A 19,192-nucleotide genomic window follows, 5' to 3' on the forward strand; every position below is an offset into this window, starting at 1 on the left:
CTAACTTAGTGGGATGATTCCATAAGTTAGACTTTTTTATCCATACAGTATTATTTATACCACTGTGATACTCCATTAGCAGTGGTTAATGTTAAGTGGTTGTTACTTACCTTTTTAACTGTGTACTGGATAGTACTTCCGTTGCTGTAATAACTTTCAGTACCTTTTAGTACATAAGTATGATTGCCTAAATTCTTGTACTGAACATTATTTAAAATTTGAGGATCATTAACCGTTAATGTTGAGCGGTTACTGGTCATATTCCAATGACCGGTGAAATACCCTAATTTGGCTTGCCAATGGCCCTGTAGTTCAGTTGGAATCCCATCTACAAATTTATTACTGGCTGGGGTTCTATAATTAATGAAATTAAAATTGATATTAAATTTATATCCAGAACTTAGTTTAATTGCTAAAGTGTCAGTCTTAGTTAATCGGTTTACTTGCTGTGTTCCTAAATTAAATGTGACTGTCCCAGCATTAGCAGCTGTTTTAGTTGCAATAGTTTGTCCCATATTATTTTTGAGTACGACTGTGGATCCTTTTCTGATATTAGTTACTGAAATAGAATTACTTGTTGTAGTTACATATGAATGGCTAGTTGTTTTTGCGGAGACTGGTGTTGAGGTGACTACCTGTGATAATGGTGCAATAATTCCTAAACTCATGGCTACTGTAGCAATAACAAATCCTTTTTTCATGATAATACCCCCCAGGAAAATTAATTCCATTTCTATATATTATTTATTAGTTGTCCTTGAACAAACATATAATAATCTTATTGAAACATAATTGCAACACAATTGTAACATTAGTACTACCTAAACGGATCCAGAGTGGGATCAATTAACGACTTTAACAAACCAGTTGATGAATGAACTGATTCCCTAAAGTTATTAGTTCAATTTTGTGATTACATTATCTAAAATATGTTCTCAAAAAAATACGTCTGGAAACTACCAGGCGTATTTTTTGGACTTTGGACGTAATTATTTGTATAGAATTGAGGGATGTCTATACTCGATGTAAATGCGCTATTTACGCACTTTTATATGAGTATTCAGTATTATAGTGATCGAGGTCTTGTTGACTATAGCTTGTAAAACCGTATAATTAGTGGTAGATGTTTATTGATAGGAATAAGCAAATAAAAAATTATAGGGTGGTTTTTGTGAGCGCGGTAGTTATCTCTAGATAAATTAAATTTAACAAGTAGTATATTCCTGGATCTCCTGGATCAGGTTTATTTGCTTGTGTCTAAAGATAATCAAAAGCAATCAATTCATCTAAACTATATTTTTGTTTATTCATGCTAATGAAATAATAAAGGTGAAAGTGTCGTTTTTTGAGATGCTTTCACCTTTTTCTTTGATTTTTTTTATCTAGAATTTCACTTTAAAAAAATAAAGAGGTGAAAACCTAAATCATTTTAGGATAGATAATTATGACCATACTAGACACAATTAAGAAGAAAGTTAATTTACAAGAAGAAACAAATGCTATTCAGCAAATATTGATACAAATGTACCTTAAAAAAAGGAGCACTCTCAAAGATTTGTCGACTGCAAGTCAGTTACCAATTCCCGTCGTATCGGCTATTCGTAAGGAATTGGCAAGGATGAAGTTAGTTAACAAACAACAAGAATTTATGCTTAGCCAACGTGGTGCCTTATATGTAGAACATGAGCTAGGATGGGCAAATATTGATGTTGCTTACTATCAACAGTTAGAGAAGGATGGCCCCGCACAATCAGAACTTGTGGAGGAGATGACAAATCAATTAAGTGAAATCATTAGTGATCGTCCACATGTGAATCTGAAATTGGATCAAGCATTTTGTACCATTGATACGGCCATCAAACGGGCGCTCTTATTATTGAAAGAACGCCAACTAATTGGCAAAAATATTTTGTTTCTTGGCGATGACGATTTAATTAGTTTAACCACGGCTATTTTACTGGAGCATTTGAAAAAAGATAAACATGAAGGCTATAAAACTCAGCTTACAGTTTATGAGTATGATTCAGCGTTAATTGAATTTATTGAAAAACAGGCTGAAATCTACCAACTTCAGGTAAGAGTAGTTAAACACGATTTAACGAAAGGTCATCTTGAATTGTTTCAACCAGAGTTTGATGTAGTGATGACAGATCCACCTTATACGATTTCTGGATTAAAACTCTTTTTGTCTCGAGCACTAGCAGCACTAAAAACACAGGAACAAACAATTTATCTTTCATTTGGTGAAAAAAGTCCCACAACCGACTTACTCATCCAACAGTTGTTTTACCAACAACAACTGGTAGTAAAGACCATTTTACGAGAATTCAATTTGTATGATGGCGCAAGCGTGTTAGGAAATAAGAGTAATTTATATATCTTACAACGAACTCGAGCCAGTATGCCCTTAATTAAAAGTCAGCAAGATTTTCATGATCCCTTGTATACAAGGGCAGTTAAAGCTAACTCAAATCTCAATCAAACTTCAACAACTTATGTGGGCGTGGAACGGCAACTGAAACAATTGCAGAATTCATCACTTTCAACAACTCCCTTAGGCTATCATTATTTATTAGAATTAGAGAATTGTGATAAAACACGTTTAATGGTGGTAAAGCAAGTAGAATTTAGAATGAACGCGCTGGTGAAAATAGGAGGGTTAACCCCAATTAAGCATTATTTTCACCAATTTAAACCTTGGGGTGTTAGTGGAATTGTAGTTTTAGCAGAGTCTCATTTTACAATCCATACATGGCCAGAATATGATTATGCTGCTGTTGACCTATTTGTTTGTCAGCCACTCGCAGATGCAGAAGGACTATGCCAAGAAATCCAAAACGCCTTTAGAGCTCAAAATCTTAAAATTAAATATATTGAACGTGGAAAAGAAATCAAGAGAGGAAGAAAAGATGACATTTAAAATCAGAACAATTGAAGAAAAAGATATTATGGAAACATATGAAGTTATTCGGAACGCTTTTTGGGATGTTTACACACCCGGTTGCGATGAACATTACATGGTTCAACAGATTCGTAAAGTACCAGAATATATTCCCGAACTAGAATTGGTAGCTTTAGACAAGGACAAAATTGTTGGACATGTAATTTTTGTTAAAACTGTGATTCTTACTGATCAAGGAAAAGAATTGGAAGTGATCAGCTTAGGTCCGATCGGAGTCTTACCAGGTTACCAACGCTTGGGTATCGGAGGTCAATTAATTAAAACGGCCATCAAACGAGCTCAAGCTGCTAAATTCAGAGCAATATTATTGTACGGGGATCCTGAAATATATCGTCGTAAAGGCTTTGTGCCAGCTGAAACGTATGGAATTAGAACCGCTGACAATGTTTATATGCCAGCTTGCCAAATTTATCCTTTAGAAAACATCACTAAAGAGGAATTTGCTGGAAAATACTTCGAACATCCTTGCTATCAGATAGATGAGCAAGCTGCTCAAGAATTTGATCGACAATTCTCACCGCGAATTAGTAGAACCGGTCTAGCTAGTCAACGACGATTTAATAAATTAATACAAGAGATTCGGCCATTCAAGGGCTAAAAGAAATGTGAAGAATACCTTTTGATTTAGAATAGAAAGGGACTTTTATCAACGGATCTTAATAAATTAAAAGGGGAATCAATTCGATTTATTTCGAATTGATTCCCTTTTTTTAGTATTTTTTAGCCGTTTGATTTGGAACCTGTAAACACCCGTGTAACATAATAACGGACCCATTTTCACGCTTGTTATATCAATTGTATTGAAAATTTATAAATGCAAAATAGCAACTACAAAGTTAACCTTTCCGGAGCATTTTTTGAATCATTTTACGCACTACTTTGAGTCATGTTCCTTAGCTAAACCTTCAGAAAGAGTACCACGTTGAATTAAGTTAAACTTATTTTTTAAATTAATAATATTTTGTTGGTACTCCTTAGCATAAATAACAGAAAAAATTGTATCCAATAAGTATTCAAAAGTGATCTGAGAAGAAAATGTACTAATTTTTAAAAAGTCATATTCATTTTGAGTAGTGACGATCGCAGTTTGCGCCAAACGAATGAGGGGCGATTTTTGATTGCCAGTCAGAACTACAGAAGGAATTTTATTCTCGGAAAAATGAGTCAGCATGCGTTCATATTGTGGAATACGACCACCATAACTGATGAAAATAGCACAATCTTTTTTGGTTAAGTTGGCAGCCGTCCAGTCTTCATCACTGTATTCTTCACCCAAAATGGCGAAACGATTTAATTTAACCAATTTATTTTGGAAGCTACGGGCTCGAATCTGAGAATCACCCTGCGCAAATAGGAAAATGCGTTCCGATTTGGCAATCGTATTGGCTGCTTCTTCAATCAGTCGTTCGTCTAACTGTGCAAATGTTCTTTGAATACTTTCAACAGAGAGTTCAGCGACTTTCTTTGAAATGGTAGAGACAGAATCGTTAGAATCAAACGGAAAGTTAGCATCAACAGAATTCATGTTGGCGGTTTGACTGTACACAGCCTCTGAAATGGCTACTTTAAAATCTTTAAATCCTTCGAAACCTAATTTTTTAGTCAATCGGACCACGGCTGAATGTGAGGTATAAGTGACTTTAGAAAGTTTATCAATATTCATCGGTGGAATGTCGGTGATGTTTTTAAGAATATAATCGGCTATTCGTTGCTCGGTGTTGGTAAAGTTTTCGTGGTTGCTCAGCTTGTCGATTAATAGCATATGATAGCTCACTTCCTTTTGGCTTATTCATAATCAGTATAGCTTAAAAAACATTTTCATCATGATTTTGGTAATTTTTTTTAGGAATAAGCAGTACAAGTTCTATTTTTCTGAAAGTATTATCCAGAATTACCCTAAAGTATATCGTTTAAAAGTTCCCCGTTTTATATTGTAGATAGCAAAGCAATATTTGAATACAAATGGAGGAACTAAGATGCTAACAATTGCTTATATTGGAAATGGAAGAAGTGCCAATCGTTATCATTTGCCATTTTCACTCAAACTCAAAGACAAAATTAAAGTGAAAACCATTTATTCTCGTACGAAAACAACTACGTGGAAACGAATCGAAGGCGTACATTATACCACCGACATTAATGACATTTATAATGATCCAGAAATTCAGCTGGTTGTAGTATCAACGCCCAGTAGCTCGCATTTTCAAATCGGTAAAGCAGTGCTGGAACATGGTAAAAATGCGTTAATTGAAAAGCCTTTTACAGAAACATACCAAGAAGCAAAAGAACTATTTGACTTAGCAAAATCAAAAGGGTTGTTGGTTCAATGCTATCAGAATAGAAGATATGATTCAGATTTCCTAACTACTCAAAAAGTGATTGAGAGTGGCGTTTTGGGAGATATTTTAGAGGTGGAAATGCACTACGATTACTATCGCCCCGAGGTTCCGGAAGGGGTAAAAGAATTTTCACTAGATACCAGCTATTTATACGGTCATGCTTGCCACACGCTCGATCAAGTAATTTCACTTCGGAGAACCGGATAACGTTCACTATGAGGTTAGACAACTACTAGGTGAAAATCGGATGAATGATTATTTCGACTTGGATCTCTTCTATGGTGGGATGAAGGTTTCAGTTAAATCGAGTTATTTCAGAATAAAGGAACGACCAAGTTTCGTAGTTTATGGCAAAAAAGGGATGTTTGTTAAACAGACCAAAGATCGCCAAGAGGAACATTTAAAAATGTTTTATATGCCAGACCATCCCGATTTTGGAATCGACCTGCCACAACACTATGGAGTATTGACCTACTTAGACGATTCCGGAAAATACCATGAAGAAAAGGTTGTCTCAGAAGTCGGGGACTACAGCAGGGTATACGAGGGATTGTACGAAGCAATTATCAACGGTAAAGAAAAAACTGTTAAAGATGAAGAAACTTTGTTGCAAATAAAAATGCTAGAAACAGGCATCAAGAAAATGCAAAAAAGCGAGTTTTAAAAGGATAAATAGGAGAGCATGCGATGAAATTAGGAATTGTTGGAGCAGGAATGATTGTAAAGGACTTTCTTACAATGACGCCGTTGTTACCGGAGATTGAATTGAAAGCTATCACAGGAACCCCCAATGGTATAGATAATATGGAAAAATTACAAACGCAATATGGGATTGATCGTGTATATACGGACATCGATGAATGTCTTGCAAATGAAGAAATTGATACCATCTATGTTGCTGTCCCCAATCATCTACATTTTGCTTTTGCTAAAAAAGCCCTCGAAGCCGGTAAGAATGTTATCTGCGAAAAACCGTTCACTTTGAATTTAGCGGAGTTAAAAGAATTAGCAGAACTAGCCCAAACGAAGCAATTAATTTTGCTGGAAGCTATCACCAATCAATACATGATGAATTATCAAAAAATTAAAGAAGCCATTCCAACCCTAGGCGAAATTAAGGTGATTGAATGTAACTATTCGCAATATTCATCTCGCTATGATGCTTTTAAAGCAGGTGAAATCCTACCAGCTTTTAACCCCAAGTTCGGTGGTGGGGCTTTGATGGACATCAATATTTATAACATTCATTTTGTTGTGGGTCTGTTGGGCGCCCCATCAAGCGTCAAATATCTAGCCAATATCGAAAAAGATATCGATACTTCGGGAATATTGATCTTAAATTATCCTAATACCAAAGTGGTTTGTATCGGAGCTAAAGATTCGACGGCTACGATTCGATCGACAATTCAAGGTACGAAGGGTTCAGTAATTGTGAATGGAGCAACCAATGTTCTTGATAACTTCGATATTGAAAGTAAAGCAGGGGTTAAAAACTTTGATTTTAAACAAAATTCGCATCGCATGTATGAAGAATTCAAGGTATTTCAACGAATTATTGCAGAAAAGGATTTGAAAGAGGCCGCTCTACGTCTTCAACATAGTGAAGAGGTGCTTCGAGTTGTTGAGCAAGCTTTGGCAGATGCTCACGTTCAGCTAGGTTAGTAATGAGGTAAAAATGAAAGAGATTGAAAAGTTAAAACAAGGTTTAGAATATTGCTTTTTAGATGAAGAAGTTGCCAAGCTTAAGCAAGCAGCATTAACCAAGTGCGCGCGATTCAATAATATTGATCCAACGGATGACCAAAAACAACAAGCCGCAATTAAAGATTTATTTGGTTCAACTGGGGCAAACGTATATGTGCAGCCTAATTTCAATTGTGATAACGGTAAAAATATTCATGTTGGAGAGGATTTTCTAACCAACTATAACGTCACGATTCTTGATATTGCGCCCGTGAAAATTGGTGATTATGTCATGATTGGACCCAACACGCTGATTGCTACGGTCAATCATCCGATGTCTCCCAAGCAACGTCGACAAAAGATGGCGCAAGGAACGCCGGTTACCATCGGAAATGACGTTTGGATTGGTGGAAATTGTACAATTTTACCGGGAGTAACGATTGACAATAATGTCGTAGTTGCTGCAGGTGCGGTCGTTACTAAAGATGTGCCTGATAACTGTTTGGTGGCAGGAGTGCCAGCGAAAGTTATCAGAAAGTTGGATAACAATTTGGATTAATAGGGGAAACTATAGGTAGTGGAAGAACAGTAATTATAACGGGTGTAAGGGTTGGATATGGTCGTAAACTGCCTATGTTGTTGTCATAGTGATGAATTTTTTATAGAGTATAAAATACCCCATGATTTTTAGAGATACGCACATCTAAAAACCATGGGGTATTCACTTTGGTACTCTTTAAACACTTCTGTAACCTATCAATGGATCCGAACGGGTTTGACGCCATTGTTTAGCAAAGTGGCTTAATACCAGTGTTTATAGGGCATTACAGGGCTTTTAATTTTAAGTTGGCTTCCCGTTTGGCTTCCCTTTGTCTAAAAATTAAGATAATTGACTAACTTTTGAACGGCTTCTTTATTTTGTTCATGGGTAACATGCGTGTAAATATCCATGGTCGTTTTTACATCAGTATGACCTAATCGTTGTTGAACTTCTTTAATACTTGCACCAGCAGAGAACAGAGCAGAGCAATGTGTATGCCTAAAGCCGTGAATGGTGATCGGTTTGATATCTATACCATCAATAATACTGTGAAGCCATTTTGACGGTGTGTTCAAGGACTTATAGCCATTTAACGTATTAGGGAATACAAGTTGCTCTTTTTGCATGGTGTTATATCCACGTATAAGAAACTCTTTTTGTTGAGAAACTCGATATCTCTTTAAAGTGGCCACCGTTTCAAAATCAAGATCAATCGTACGTCTACTGGCTTTAGTTTTTGGCGCTTGAATGATTTGCTTACCTTTCATCCCTTGAGTAAGGGTTTTGTTAATCGACAGGGTGGAATCAGTGAAATTAATATCATTCCATGTAAGAGCTAAGCATTCGCCACGTCTAACGCCTGTAAAAGCCAAAATTCTAAACAATGTGAAGCGCTCCAACTCTTTATCTTTATCGATATGGTCAAAGAAACGTTGCAACTCTGATTTATTCCAAAAATTGTAGTCCTTGTCGCCACTGGCTTCTTGCCGTTTGGGTAAGGTTATCAGTTTGGCAGGATTAGAGACAACGTAACCACGCTTTAAAGCAAATTCAAATACTTGAGTGGTATAATGATACCAACGTTTATAGTTCTGTGAGACTTGCTTAAACCACTTATTAACGGCGCTTTGAACTTGCTTGATGGTAATCGTTCTAATTCGTTTATTGCCTAACGCAGGTAATATATGATTTTGAAACATGCCATCAGTTCGTGCTAGAGTACTCTCACGTACAGTGTTTTGGTATTGGTCGTACCATTCCGAATGAACTTCACTAAATAAAATATTGTTTTCAGTAGGCAAGCTACTTTTGTTCTCTAATTCCAATTGCAAACGGGATAGGGCAAGGGTAGCTTCTTTTTTTGTCTTAAAACCACGTCTACGAGTTCGCTTCTTGTTGCCAGTCTGTGAATCAATTCCCATATAGAGTTGAAACATGTATTTGGTGTTGCCGTTTTTATCAAGATACTTTTGTACTTTTGCCATTTTGATCACTCCATAACTTGGAAGCTTGCGGAGGCTTTAAACTATGATAGTGATTTAGCAATGATTAGGGATGATTGAACACCATCCCTTACTCCCACTCCCTGAATCGAACAGAGACGTGCTAACCATAGGTGAGATAGACTTTATCGACTATAGGAATATATTTCTTGTAAAGACGGTCAAGGTCTCGAAAGTATTACTAGTATTAGACCAACACACATAAAAATAACACCCCAAAAGATACGAAGACCTATACTATTGCTTTTTAGAAAAGGACGAGTAATTGTCAAAGCTTTACCTAATATTATTAGATAAGGTCCAATAAGAAAGATAAATGCTCCAATAAGAAAAAACATTTTTGATAGCATAATCGCCTCGAATAATTATTTGTTATGTTCCTCGTTGCTAAAAGTTGAAGAATCTGATTTATTGACTAATGCATCTCTTATTTCTTTCAAATATAGTTCTGTATTATCAGGGATGACTTCTTCTTCCTCTTTTTGGGGCATTAATTTATTTACGAATTTTACAATTAAGAATACAACGAATGCAATAATTAAAAAGTTGATGACAGAATTAATAAAACTTCCAATTTTAAATGTTGCATCAAACACTTTGAAACTCCAATCGGAAAAATCAATACCACCAACACATAAGCCAATAAGAGGATTGATTAAATAGTTAACTAGAGCTTTTACGATTGATGTAAAAGCACCACCGATAATAACACCAACAGCTAAATCTAGAACGTTACCACGAGAAATAAATTCTTTAAACTCTTTTATCACTTAAAAACAACTCCTAATAAAATATGTACAGCTTTTAAAGTCTTCAGATTTTGGACTTTTTCCCAATTTCGGGAGAAAGCAATAGTAAATGTTATTCGCCGATTTTGGCGGTTATTAAAGGGATGGCTGAAAAATCAGCAGACCTGGAGGTGGTCGAAAACTCGGCAGACCTAAGAAGTTGCGCAAAATTACGCATACCAAGCGGAGAGGTCCGTTCAGTGCCCCTGATAAGTACAGCGGAAAATTCCGCTCAGTGAACGTATATAATTATCAAACTTTCGCTATCGGTTTGAACGATAGCAAACGTATGTAATGGCTGATTAAAGATTTATCCAGAATTGGATAGGTCTTTTTCAATATGCTCAAAATTGAGCTGATCTAACATCTCGTTAGAATTAACGACATCTTTTTAATAGGCTGAAAACTTGGCTGCTTAAAGATTTAATCCCATCTCCCACTTAGATAAAGTGGAAGTATAGAGACTGCAAGACCTAACAACAATAAAATCCAGCCAACAAAGGCAAGTGGTCGATTAGTAGCTTTGTAATTTATAAACCAGCCATTTAATCGTATCCCTTCCATAGCAATTTGATATTTCTATTTTTAGCTTCTACTGTTCGATAATCTTGCTTGGACTAGATACATAAAATTTTCTATTTTAGTAATACTCAATATATCTATTTTCTGTCCGTTATATAATCCAGTAGCATTATCATTAAGTTCAGCTAATAACTTAGCATCATCCTCAAAACTAACTGGCACACTGAAACCATCAAATTTATTATTGCTGTCAAAACTGATTTGAGCATTTTTAAGTTGTTTTCCTTCAATAAAGAGTTCCACAGTTATCCTCCTAACAAGCATCCTTACCTTCAATTTTTCTTGTTTTTACAACGGTTACTAACTAAAAAGTTGTGCAACATTACGTATATTGATTCTTAATATATAAGTAGAGCTGTTACTTTCTCTTTTTGAAAGATAAACGTTTTTTATGAAATACACTATGTTTTATACGATCGGTTTCTACATCATTATTGTTAGTAGCCTTCTTAAGCCCTATGGAAGTAAATGTGAAAATAGTTAAGCCTAACATAATAAAATTTATCTTTTTCATTTTAATAATCTCTTCAATCTATCGTAATTATTGAGCTACTATTCAATATTAAGTTGGTGTAATTTATACGTCAATTAATATTGGACATAATTTCCACATACAGAGTCGGACTGTATCTAGTCACCGGAGTGGGAGAGTAGCTTTTTAACTTATTAATATTTGAAATTAAAAAAGAGTATATTTACTGTCAGTATTATTATAAAATTAAACGAAAATACAAACTAACGTTCGAGAAAGAAGAGCATGTATGAAACCAACAAAAAAAGAGATAGGTAAGGTGTTATTTGCGGTATTTATTACAATCATAGCAGTGTTTTTTGCTTTTGGATTTACTGCTTTTAATGCGGACATTATTAATAAAATAGTTGCAGCGTTCACGGCATTGAGTGCATTGTGGCTATGGTTGTTAGATAATTCTAATATGGTTTTTTTAACTTGGAATTCTATAAAAATGCGATACTTTTTGCGAGATACTGTGGCTTGGAAAGCAACGTATGTATTTAACGTAGATGTTTGTTTTGACTTTGAAAAGCACTGCAAAGAATACATTAAACAACTAAATTCTAAAAAAGTTATAGCAAGTGTAATAAAGCAAACCGCCACCCGAATAATCATAGAATTACATGATGGGAAAAAGCAACAACTTTTAAAAATATTCCTGAGTGACAAAGACGATGTTTTTCAAATTAGATTTGTACAGTCAGCATCCATGGCATATAAAGATTCAAAAAGTGAATATATGTATTTTCAGAGCCTAATCGAAAAATTCAAAAAGTATATTTCCCAAGTTGATGGGAAATCATACTTTCTTGGTAGGGATGAATTGTTCACAGTATCGCTTCAATTTAAGAAGAATAATCCCTTTTACCACTTGACTGTCAAACACGTGGATAATGTGGACATCGAAAAATTTGATTTGAAATTTAACGATGGCAATGTAGAAGTTAAAATTAGTAAAAATTCAATTACACTGATTTCAGAAGAAAAAGACGATATTGCGCTTGCACTAAAAAATTATATTGCAATTTCGGAACATAATTAAAGAGTCTTCACGCTATTAAAGACGTCAAATACAGTCTGAAGATACGGTAAAGGTGTTTCTTCCGTTGCTCGAATAGTGTTGTAAACCACTATGGCGCTCTTTTGTGAAAAACCAATTGTTCGTTCTGTCCCTGCTACGTCCATTTGTGATATTAGATATGTCCCTTTTTCGGAATCTAACGCATCATTTGCTTCTGCGTCTCTGTCAACTTCGTCACCAAAGAAGGCTTTACTATCTACTAAATCATCGTTAACTTTGAACCATACTCCTTTAATTAGGGCATGTGCCGTACGAATTTTATTGAATTCGAAATGGTAATTTTTAAAATCAAATCTATCAGGGTACTGTGTCGATAAATCTTTCAAAAAAGCTTTTACAGTTCCAGTTGCACCTGGGACAAAAAAGATATTTGACTTATCGGAATAGTATAGTCTGAAGGTATCTGCTTTTTTATAATGTTCATGCACAGTACCATCGTCAAGTATAATTCGTTCATTGATAACACGAAAATAAGTGCAGTCAAAAATATGAAAGGTTGTGCTTGAAATAACCCGAGTATCATCAACATTTGCGATGGTACCGGCTTGCTGACCTTTGTGAGTTATCAAAAGAGTATTATCTTTTGGAAATAAATTAAATTTAGTGCAAATTCTAAGCGTTAATGAGCGCATAAGTTATTCTCCTGATATATTTTATTTTTCACAACAATTACTACATGTAGCTAATGTAAGCCCTACTAAGACGGTATCACTTAATGCAGCCATTTTTTCATTATTATTTATCCAACATTATGATTATTCTTCAGGCATTCCATATGAAGAAACCAATTCGTTTAATGTTTCTGGATATCGCTCATTTTCTTCTATAAATAAGACACCGAGTAAGGCAGCAGCAAAGACGTCTGATTCGTGCTCTAACTTTGAGTGTCCAAATCTAATACCAGTGTAATATCCAGATAATCCCTCATGTAAAATTACATGCCCAATTTCGTGAGCCATAGTGTAGTAACGAGAGGGAAGGTACTTAATTCGTTCATTCAGCATAACAACGGGCTCGTCATTATCATAAGTTGTTTTAGCAAATGGTCTTTTTCCAAATAAGGGAGTCCATTCAACATCTATATTTAACTTATCAGCAATGATAAACGGATCAGCAGTTTTGTATCTTTCAACCACAGTTTCTACGGCTTCTTTAATTTTATCGGTATTCATAGATAACACCTCTTAATCATGTTTGTGGCGTTTCCAGAATATTGTTGTCATTGCAAGTTTTACTTGCTGCTTTTCTTCCTCAGTTAAATCTTCGCCACCATAAGTCATTCCACCCTCAAGATTTCTTTCCAAGAAAGTTTCCAAATCTTTTGTATCTTTTTCATTTGCCCAATCAGGTGTCTCATTCTTACCTAATAGGTAATCCACAGTAACGCCTAAAACGTTAGCAACGGATTCAACTTTATCTATGGACGGATTTTGATTTTTCCATCTGTAAATTGCATTTGTACCTAGTTTGGCTTTTGTGTTAACTTCACGCAAGCTCATTCCACGTTTTTTTGAAATTTTTTCTATACGTTCAAATATTGTCATATCAACGATTCTCCGTATTCTAGAGAATTAAATTTAATTTATTGGTTACAAAAGGTTAATTTATTTAACCAATTAGTTTATATTTAATTCATCAAGTAATTGAGCAATAAAAAACAGACCTATCTAAACAATAACTTTGGCGAGGAATTGTGGTAGTAGTAGGCTTTATATTGCTTATTTAGTATGGACTAAGTTTAGCTTATAGGTTAAAAATTGTCAATAACTTGATGAATAAAAAACAGAAAAGGAAGTGGAAACTTTGACAGAAGAAGCAACATTAGAAAATCAAGCTTTAGAGCTCCAACTAAAAATTGAAATTGCTCGTAAGCGTAAAGGGATGACACAAGAACAATTGACTGCTGCTATTGGCGAGAAGTGGCCTTCAGTGGTAAGCAGGGCAATACGAGGTGATCAATCACCGAAATCCAAACGCGTTCGAGAAAAAATTTACAAAGTTTTAGGAATCTAAAAAGGAGAAATAAAAACAAAATGCCATATAGAAGAAATGCACCTGTAGATGAGTGGAAAATAAAAACGCTAGGACTACGAAAAGGCCTGGCGTACGGAGTGATTATCGGAATTGGTATTGGTTTACTAATTTCATGTTTGATTGATTCAATTTAGTTGTTTTAGTCCTTTTATCAGTAACAACGGATAGATGATCTAAAATTCTAAAATCGTTATTCTTAAAATCTATTACCTCAACTAAAACATCTACAGAAGACTTTGGAGGGAGATTTACAGGCAAGGGTGTTGTAAATAATGGATATTTATATTCGTCTTCATACCTTTTGTTATAGATAAATATTTTATTGCGACTTAATGAAAACGATAAAGAATTACATCCTGATTTTGAAGATACTTCCATATCAATGATGCTTATTGGACGGTAAGACAAATTGCTAAGAGTGATATGAACAAAATTTAGATTATATGGGATACCGCCTTCCGTTTTATAACAATCCATTAAAGAGGCACGAATTGTTACCTTATGGTTATAAATATCAATCAAGAGACGAAGAATGGCAATGATACCACCAACATTAGCAATGATAGTAAGAGTAGTTTTTAGCAAAAATAAAATCTCCTTATGTTTTTTTAATTAATTATACACATGAAAGAAGTAAAACAATATGAACGAATTACAAAGTTTTAACTTTAAAGGCAATAAGGAAGTGTAGAAAATGAAATCAAACGTAGTATTTACGGAAACGTTTAGTTTGTATGATGAACCATTTACAACGGCAGAAATGATAGAGAGATATTCAGGAGTTAAAAGACGCTCCATAAATAAGCTAATAACCACTAATAAAAGAGATTTAGAGGAGTTTGGAGTTTTGCGTTTTCAAATCGCTAAACCTACTAAAGGGTCAAAAGGTGGACGACCTAAAAAGATTTATCAACTTAATGAAGAACAAGCAACACTATTAATTACTTATCTTGATAACACACCGCAAGTAAGAGCATTTAAGAAAGAGTTAGTTCGCCAGTTCTACGCTATGAAAACCGAGCTATTACAGCGTCAGTTAGTTCGTACAAATGGAAAGGCTGGAAGACGTGAAATGACCGACGCTATCAAAGAAAGCTCAGTATTGAGTGATAAATGGTACGTGTACAGTAACTTTACTAAATTGCTGTATAAAACGGCGTTAGGGTTTGACGTTAGCAAGTTGCGCGAAGCTAGAGGAGTGAATAAGAAAGCTACTCCCTTAGATTTTCTAAATAAAGCAGAGTTAGACGCCTTAAATAAACGTCAAAATCAGATAACCACTTTAATTGATTTAGGGATGGATTATCAAGCGATTAAAGACGTTTTGAGTAATCAAGGTGTTATCTATCAAACAACGCTAAAAATACCAGAGAAAGCGAGGAACTAAGTCATGGTGGCATATATATCAGTAAAAGCATTTCTGTTATGCACGATTTTAGTGCTGGGAGCCTATGAATTAGGTAAAGCACACTATTAGGAGGCGAGAAGTATGGAAATACCACTAAAGTTAAGTGAAGAAAGCTTGAATGTTATTCATGGTGTGATGCTAAAAAGTGCACAGGAAGCATTTAGTGAAGTTGTACAACAACAGAAGTATCCAAGATATATGACTATTAAAAACGCTTCAGGCTATGCAGGAGTTGCAGTTAATACATTTAAGAAAGAATTCATTAATAAAGGTTTGAGAGTGATTGATCCAGACGGATTAAAACGGATTGATAAGAATGATATTGATGAATTTATGGAAAATATGAAATTTTAGGAAAGCTTGCGGAGGCTTAATACTAAGTATAAGAAAGGATTAGGAATGAAAAAAGAGTATAAAAAAACCACTCATCATTGCCGTGATGAATGGTGGAATAACAACGTTTACAAGGCGTTTTTATTGTACTCAATTCTAACAAATTCCTAAAAGTAAAACAAACATGAAAAATAATTTACCAGATTTAGAAGATACTAATTACAAAATTATTCAAGTAAATGCTTTATTGAGTTATGTTGGCAATGATTTAGCGAATCTAAGTGACGCCGTAGAAAATAATGATCATACAGATGTATTTGTACAGGCAAGTTCTATGGATGATCGTGCGTTTTTAACTTTTAGGACGGCTTTAGATTTAATTGAAGAAATTCAAAAGGATGTAGAAGCTTGTATTAAACCGATTGACGAGGTGAAAAAGCATGGCTAATAACGGATGGCATCGTAACTTTAAATTTAATAAGGCAACTACACAGGAACAATTAAACGGTTTGAGCATGAACGCTCTTGAACTTTTGTTAAAAATGTTTGATGGCAAAACATATTCTATTGAGAGCACCGAGATAAAATCATCATTAACACACAAAGAAATCTTAGAAGCATTTTTTGAATTATCAAGAAAAAACATTATCGTTCAGACAAACAAGGTAAAAACATATGCAGACAATCAATAAAGCGTTAGAACTTGCTAAATTGGGTATTGCTAGTTATCCCACTAAGAACAAAAAGCCACTAACCTCACAGGGATATTATGACGCTACAACTAGATTAGAAGATTTAAAACAACTATTTGAGCATCCCTCAGATATCAATATACGACTAGATACAAGCGATTTAATTGTTTTAGATGTAGATAGACATACAGACGGTAAAGACGGCACAGAGGCGTTATATAAGCTTGCTGAACAACATGGGAATTTCTTTAGTGAAACCTACTTTGAAAGCACTCCACATAACGGTTTGCATTTCTTCTTTAAGACGAATGCTAAGCAGCTAAAGGCTAAAACTAATCTGAATAACGGGTTAGAAATCATTGCTGATCAGATAGTTATAGCACCCTCAACAGGATATGAATCAGCTAAGCATATGAGCTTTAAGGATATCAAAAAGGCACCGACATGGTTAGTTGATATGGCAAAAATGCACCCCATTCAATCGGCCGAAAATTCGGCTCAGTACAACAGTATTAAACGTTATGGAGCTTATCTATTAGAAGAGATGGCACAAGGAGCCACTTCAGGGCAGAGAAATACCTATTTAACTAAGATGATAGGCAAGATGTTGTATCAAGGTACAGCACCTAAAGTAGTGTATGAATTTGCCTGCATTGCTAACCAACATTTTGTTAATCCAGCTTTATCAGATAAAGAACTAAACGGAATTTTTAAATCTGTACTGCAAAGAGAAGCTAAACGATTAAAGGGGGTGAGCGTTTGAACGAGATACCAGAAGAAGTTATGAAAGATATTAAAGAATTTGAGCAATCAGAAAGTAATCGAAAGAAACAGACGTCCGAATTAGTTAATTTTAACACCTTATCGTTTGATGACTATACTGCCAATGAATGGGAATTGCTAGGAGTTAAATATGTAAATTGTTTAAGTGAAAAATCACCAGCATGGCAAAAATTTACATTAGTGAACGCAGGTAGACGAACACAAAAAGTTAAAATGCGAATTTTGGTTGGGACATTAGGTAGTGAAATTCTCAAAGAAAATATAATAGAAAGATATTCAAAGTTACCAGAGGGCGCCAGGTATCAGAGCAAACATGGTGTGTGGAAATTATTCAATAACAATGAATTAAAAAGCTTTGTTAAAAAGATTATTATTAATAAATTTGAAGAAAATAACATTGAGTGGGATATCAAAACTAGCAACGCAGTAGCTGAATATGTCTATGCTAAGGCGTTGCAGGAAGATGTTAGCACCATCCCTTTTGATGAATCTAACCCTAACTTAGTAGCGTTTAAGAACGGAACTTATAACTTTGAGACGGAACAGTTAGAACCGCATAAAGCTTCAAATATGCTAGTTAATTATCACGATTATGATTTAGATATGAGTGGAGAACCGACTCCGCACACAGATAAGTTATTAGCAGGAATGATGACTAAAGATGTTGTACCAATGTTTAAGCAGTATTTAGGATATATGTTTTACCATTCGCACGAACCTATTCAAGATACCGTATTTTTACACGGGAATGGTGGCGAAGGCAAAAGCACGTTACTAAATTATATTACTCATGACATATTGGGTATTAATAACGTTTCTACTGTAAAGCCTAAAGAGTTAGCGGGGGATAACCGGTTTAAGATGATACAGCTGTATCAAAAAGAAGCTAATATTGTGGCAGATATCGAAAAAGGGTATCTACAAAATACGGATATTTTAAAGTCATTAACAGGTGGGGATGGAGCGGATGCCGAAGCTAAAGGAGTGCAGGGGATTAGTTTTACTAATTATGCAAAGTTACTATTTAGCGCTAACGAACTACCAACCTTTAGTGATAATTCAACAGGTTTTAAAGACAGACTAATGGTTATCGAATTAGTAAATGGGGATACAAGGAAACCAGACAATCACTTTTGGGATAATCAAGATATGAAAGCAGTTAAAGAAGAGCGTAACCGCTTTGTATATGCTTGTTTAAGAGCTTTTAAAGTAGCATTGGATAATAGACGCTTTGAGAAGCCTAAAAGTGTAATTGAAGCATCTGAACAATGGCATAAGTCCAATGATCACTTCGGCGAATTTATAGATGAATGGTGTGAAATTGATTTAACCAGTAATAAGGGTGAGAAGGCTAGTTATGTGGTAAGTGCTTATAAAGAGTTTTGTCATATGAATAACTACTCCGATAAGACTACAGCACAAACCATTACCGCTAACTTAAAAAGATTGGGTATCAAAAAAGTTAGGAACACACGAGGGTGGAACGGCAATGATAATTCACCCAGATATACAGGTTTGAAACTTAATCAACCATGAATTAGCACTTTCACTAAATGTTTCACTAATTTTTCACAAACCGTTGCATTAATTTTCCTTACTGCCTCTAAGGCTTTTCACTAATTTCATTAATTTAACCTATATTTTAAAATTATGCAAAAAAAGAGTATGTATGTGCTTTTTATATAGAAAAGCTTTTGAACCCCTCTTTTTTGTGAAATTACTGAAAGAACGTTGTGTCTGTAGGTAAAAAGTGTGAACAAGTTAGTGAAAATTTAGTGAAAAAAACAGTGAAACAAAAAATAAAGTAAAAATAGGTTTAATTAAAATGTATAATCATTTACCCGCCAGAACTACCAAAGATGAATGGTTATATATGATTTACCCTAAAAACTACTATTGAAATAGTTCCAAGTTGAACGAATAAAAAAATAGACATTCCATAAAAAGGTA

The 19,192-nt window shown here is 34.7% G+C and carries 21 protein-coding genes and 1 pseudogene; 13 read left to right on the forward strand and 9 right to left on the reverse strand.

Annotated features, from left to right (window positions below; translation table 11 throughout):
- Nucleotides 1-50 precede the first annotated feature (50 nt).
- Nucleotides 51-701: a hypothetical protein gene (locus tag IV86_RS07275; protein WP_133281350.1), complete on the reverse strand. Its 651-nt coding sequence runs from the start codon at nt 699-701 to the stop codon at nt 51-53.
- A gap of 743 nt (nt 702-1,444) precedes the next feature.
- On the opposite strand from IV86_RS07275, the gene speD reads away from it, so the two are divergent.
- Nucleotides 1,445-2,920: an adenosylmethionine decarboxylase gene (gene speD, locus IV86_RS07280; protein ID WP_002834199.1), complete on the forward strand. Its 1,476-nt coding sequence runs from the start codon at nt 1,445-1,447 to the stop codon at nt 2,918-2,920.
- Nucleotides 2,910-3,560 (forward strand): GNAT family N-acetyltransferase, encoded by a 651-nt coding sequence (locus IV86_RS07285; RefSeq protein ID WP_002834198.1) that lies wholly within the window; start codon nt 2,910-2,912, stop codon nt 3,558-3,560. The genes speD and IV86_RS07285 overlap by 11 nt, the downstream gene beginning before the upstream one ends.
- Nucleotides 3,561-3,836: 276 nt before the next feature.
- On the opposite strand, the gene IV86_RS07290 is transcribed toward IV86_RS07285, so the two are convergent.
- Entirely contained in the window at nt 3,837-4,724 is an 888-nt protein-coding gene (locus tag IV86_RS07290; RefSeq protein ID WP_002834197.1) for a MurR/RpiR family transcriptional regulator, read from the reverse strand.
- 214 nt (nt 4,725-4,938) lie between these two features.
- On the opposite strand from IV86_RS07290, the pseudogene IV86_RS07295 reads away from it, so the two are divergent.
- The 3 genes and pseudogenes from IV86_RS07295 to IV86_RS07305 all read left to right on the forward strand — a co-directional run bounded on the left by IV86_RS07295 (nt 4,939) and on the right by IV86_RS07305 (nt 7,543).
- Nucleotides 4,939-5,965 (forward strand): annotated as a pseudogene (locus IV86_RS07295) (Gfo/Idh/MocA family oxidoreductase).
- A 23-nt stretch (nt 5,966-5,988) separates the two neighbouring features.
- The gene (locus IV86_RS07300; RefSeq protein WP_029257629.1) at nt 5,989-6,963 is read left to right on the forward strand and encodes a Gfo/Idh/MocA family protein; all 975 of its coding nucleotides are present in this window, start codon (nt 5,989-5,991) and stop codon (nt 6,961-6,963) included.
- Between the two features lie 13 nt (nt 6,964-6,976).
- Nucleotides 6,977-7,543 (forward strand): sugar O-acetyltransferase, encoded by a 567-nt coding sequence (locus IV86_RS07305; protein WP_056979469.1) that lies wholly within the window; start codon nt 6,977-6,979, stop codon nt 7,541-7,543.
- Between the two features lie 314 nt (nt 7,544-7,857).
- Here IV86_RS07305 and IV86_RS07310 read toward each other — a convergent pair whose 3' ends face one another.
- The 3 genes from IV86_RS07310 to IV86_RS07325 all read right to left on the reverse strand — a co-directional run bounded on the left by IV86_RS07310 (nt 7,858) and on the right by IV86_RS07325 (nt 10,640).
- Nucleotides 7,858-9,009, reverse strand: a complete 1,152-nt coding sequence (locus IV86_RS07310) for a site-specific integrase (protein WP_056979470.1) — start codon at nt 9,007-9,009, stop codon at nt 7,858-7,860.
- A 383-nt stretch (nt 9,010-9,392) separates the two neighbouring features.
- A complete protein-coding gene (gene mscL, locus IV86_RS07320; protein ID WP_056979472.1) occupies nt 9,393-9,797 on the reverse strand; it encodes a large-conductance mechanosensitive channel protein MscL in 405 nt (134 codons plus the stop codon).
- 603 nt (nt 9,798-10,400) lie between these two features.
- Nucleotides 10,401-10,640, reverse strand: a complete 240-nt coding sequence (locus IV86_RS07325; RefSeq protein WP_056979473.1) for a hypothetical protein — start codon at nt 10,638-10,640, stop codon at nt 10,401-10,403.
- 518 nt (nt 10,641-11,158) lie between these two features.
- On the opposite strand from IV86_RS07325, the gene IV86_RS07330 reads away from it, so the two are divergent.
- Nucleotides 11,159-11,953, forward strand: coding sequence for a hypothetical protein (locus IV86_RS07330; RefSeq protein ID WP_056979474.1), 795 nt, complete (start codon nt 11,159-11,161; stop codon nt 11,951-11,953).
- Here IV86_RS07330 and IV86_RS07335 read toward each other — a convergent pair.
- From IV86_RS07335 to IV86_RS07345, 3 genes are all read right to left on the reverse strand, one after another.
- The gene (locus tag IV86_RS07335; protein ID WP_056979475.1) at nt 11,950-12,624 is read right to left on the reverse strand and encodes a hypothetical protein; all 675 of its coding nucleotides are present in this window, start codon (nt 12,622-12,624) and stop codon (nt 11,950-11,952) included. The genes IV86_RS07330 and IV86_RS07335 overlap by 4 nt on opposite strands.
- Before the next feature lie 123 nt (nt 12,625-12,747).
- Entirely contained in the window at nt 12,748-13,164 is a 417-nt protein-coding gene (locus IV86_RS07340) for an ImmA/IrrE family metallo-endopeptidase (protein ID WP_056979476.1), read from the reverse strand.
- A gap of 12 nt (nt 13,165-13,176) precedes the next feature.
- On the reverse strand, nt 13,177-13,536 hold the full coding sequence (locus tag IV86_RS07345) for a helix-turn-helix domain-containing protein (protein ID WP_056979477.1): 360 nt from the start codon (nt 13,534-13,536) through the stop codon (nt 13,177-13,179).
- A 250-nt stretch (nt 13,537-13,786) separates the two neighbouring features.
- On the opposite strand from IV86_RS07345, the gene IV86_RS07350 reads away from it, so the two are divergent.
- Nucleotides 13,787-14,005, forward strand: a complete 219-nt coding sequence (locus IV86_RS07350; RefSeq protein ID WP_232459048.1) for a helix-turn-helix domain-containing protein — start codon at nt 13,787-13,789, stop codon at nt 14,003-14,005.
- Between the two features lie 102 nt (nt 14,006-14,107).
- On the opposite strand, the gene IV86_RS07355 is transcribed toward IV86_RS07350, so the two are convergent.
- Complete coding sequence (locus IV86_RS07355; RefSeq protein ID WP_056979478.1) at nt 14,108-14,611, reverse strand: hypothetical protein; 504 nt, start codon at nt 14,609-14,611, stop codon at nt 14,108-14,110.
- A 109-nt stretch (nt 14,612-14,720) separates the two neighbouring features.
- Here IV86_RS07355 and IV86_RS07360 point away from each other — a divergent pair, with 109 nt between their 5' ends.
- From IV86_RS07360 to IV86_RS07385, 6 genes are all read left to right on the forward strand, one after another.
- A complete protein-coding gene (locus IV86_RS07360) occupies nt 14,721-15,413 on the forward strand; it encodes a Rha family transcriptional regulator (protein WP_056979479.1) in 693 nt (230 codons plus the stop codon).
- A 102-nt stretch (nt 15,414-15,515) separates the two neighbouring features.
- Entirely contained in the window at nt 15,516-15,788 is a 273-nt protein-coding gene (locus IV86_RS07365; protein ID WP_056979480.1) for a MerR family transcriptional regulator, read from the forward strand.
- Nucleotides 15,789-15,951: 163 nt separating this feature from the next.
- On the forward strand, nt 15,952-16,215 hold the full coding sequence (locus IV86_RS07370; protein WP_056979481.1) for a hypothetical protein: 264 nt from the start codon (nt 15,952-15,954) through the stop codon (nt 16,213-16,215).
- Nucleotides 16,208-16,459 (forward strand): hypothetical protein, encoded by a 252-nt coding sequence (locus tag IV86_RS07375; protein WP_056979482.1) that lies wholly within the window; start codon nt 16,208-16,210, stop codon nt 16,457-16,459. Before IV86_RS07370 ends, IV86_RS07375 begins: the two co-directional genes overlap by 8 nt.
- Nucleotides 16,443-17,222, forward strand: a complete 780-nt coding sequence (locus tag IV86_RS07380) for a bifunctional DNA primase/polymerase (RefSeq protein WP_056979483.1) — start codon at nt 16,443-16,445, stop codon at nt 17,220-17,222. Before IV86_RS07375 ends, IV86_RS07380 begins: the two co-directional genes overlap by 17 nt.
- Complete coding sequence (locus tag IV86_RS07385; RefSeq protein WP_056979484.1) at nt 17,219-18,778, forward strand: DNA primase family protein; 1,560 nt, start codon at nt 17,219-17,221, stop codon at nt 18,776-18,778. Before IV86_RS07380 ends, IV86_RS07385 begins: the two co-directional genes overlap by 4 nt.
- The last annotated feature ends 414 nt before the right edge of the window (nt 18,779-19,192 follow it).

It is taken from the genome of Pediococcus pentosaceus, from assembly GCF_001437285.1.
GTDB lineage: Bacteria > Bacillota > Bacilli > Lactobacillales > Lactobacillaceae > Pediococcus > Pediococcus pentosaceus.